The organism is Moorena sp. SIO3I6, from assembly GCF_010672095.1.
Genome location: NZ_JAAHHU010001094.1, coordinates 1 through 1691 on the forward strand (window position 1 = coordinate 1; position 1691 = coordinate 1691).

Annotated in this window: 2 protein-coding genes; one reads left to right on the plus strand and one right to left on the minus strand. The window is 42.0% G+C overall.

What is annotated here, in order from left to right; translation table 11 throughout:
* Window positions 1–446 precede the first annotated feature (446 nt).
* Window positions 447–1319, plus strand: a complete 873-nt coding sequence (locus tag F6K49_RS46475; RefSeq protein WP_229415499.1) for a class I SAM-dependent methyltransferase — start codon at window positions 447–449, stop codon at window positions 1317–1319.
* A gap of 123 nt (window positions 1320–1442) precedes the next feature.
* Here the strand turns inward: F6K49_RS46475 and F6K49_RS46480 are convergent.
* On the minus strand, window positions 1443–1691 hold a 249-nt coding region (locus tag F6K49_RS46480), incomplete at its 5' end, for a methyltransferase (RefSeq protein WP_293109230.1).

A 1691-nucleotide genomic window follows, 5' to 3' on the forward strand; every position in this document is an offset into this window, starting at 1 on the left:
CTTTGGAGGAATGGCTGGTATATATCGAGAATGTCCTTAATGACCCAGGCGCTTATGAAGCAGAAATACGGGGCATAGCAAGTTTCGTATTTAGCATATTTGATACTAATGGGGATGAGCAACTGGATTTGGAGGAATACAGACAGGTTTATCGAGCCGCCGGACGTGATTAAAATTTGGCTAATGAGGTATTTAAACGGCTCAATTTCAAGGATGATGACTCCATTACTAAAGAAAAACATATCGAGTTAATTGATCAATTCTTCCGTAGTGAATATCCAGAAGCACCTGGTAATTTTCTCTTTGGTTAAGGGTAGATATAACTGCGTGCATCTCACTAACAAAAAATGAGATGCACCTCCCTATTACCTGTTACCTGTTAGCTTGACTAAAGCAAATTTTACCTTTTTACTATTACCTAAATTCCCAATTCCCAATTCATAATCATGCAGGTGCCAACTAGTTCCTTCGACAAAATCAGTCCCACAGCTTTACTAGTGGCTTATGCCAGACAGTTTACCGATATTCCTTATTCCCAAGAATTGGCACAATTGGTTAATGCTCAAGCTTTCGTGGAGCAGTTACAAAAACAACAGTCCGATAAATCCTTTGAAGTAGCAGTTTTATTTGAAGGTCGGTATAAAGCTATCAATCAAGTGATGGCTCAATTTCAAACAACTCAAATCCTTGAACTAGCCTCCGGCTTGGTGCCACGGGGCATGGTAATGTCTGGTGACCCTTCTACAACTTTTATCGAGAGTGATTTGCCAGGGATGATAACGGGCAAACAGCAACTGGTGAAACAGCTAGTTGGCGTACGCTCAAACTTGCACTTTGTTGGGATTGATGCCACTAGTCAACCCAGCCAATTCCCTCTCGATGTAGATTATCTAGATTCCCAAAAGCCCATTACTGTAGTATGCGAGGGACTACTGCTGTACCTGACATTTAATCAAAAACAGCGGTTGTTTGCTAATGTCCGGGAGTTGCTTCAGGTTTATGGTGGTGTGTGGATAACCCCTGATTTAATCACAAAAGAATATTTGAGTAGGGTACGGGGAAATAGCCCAGCTTGGCAAAAATTGAGCCAGACAGTCAGAGGGATGACAGCCACCTCAGACACAGATACTATCTTTGACAATTTCGATCAGGTTAGGCAGTTTTTAACGGAGCAAGGGTTTCAGCTTCAGGAATATAGTATGCTCAATGTATTAGACCAAGTAACTTGCTTGCAACCCTTGGGGATTAATCCTGCTGTTGCTGAATCTATACTCGCGGATTCATTTGTGTTTGTGCTTACTCCCGATATCGGAAGTTAAATAAGCGCGTTGATCGCAGTAATCAGGTACAGTATTATTTGAGGCTGATTCCCTGAAAACCATCTTGACTATTGCCAATAGCCATGCATGCCTTTTGCCTTAAAAGGATAAGCTTTGTCATCATCAGTATGAAAATGCTATACCAGGGTTGGCTTCAAGGATCACAACTGGAGACTCCATCGGTAAAATTCGCTGCAACTTGAAGTCAGACTGAGCCAAAAGTCTGCTAAACTCTAGCTCAGTCCATTCTTTACCTCCTAAAGATACCATCATTGATATGTCAAACCATTTGGCAGGGTGGAAATCATTACCGGCAGGGAGCATTTCGAGAATGAGAAGCTTACCATGTGGTGTGATGGCTTTTCGGCAACA

Bases quoted from the DNA above. Each gene is read 5' to 3' on its own strand.
- F6K49_RS46475 (WP_229415499.1), top strand. From the start codon at position 447: ATGCAGGTGCCAACTAGTTCCTTCGACAAAATCAGTCCCACAGCTTTA.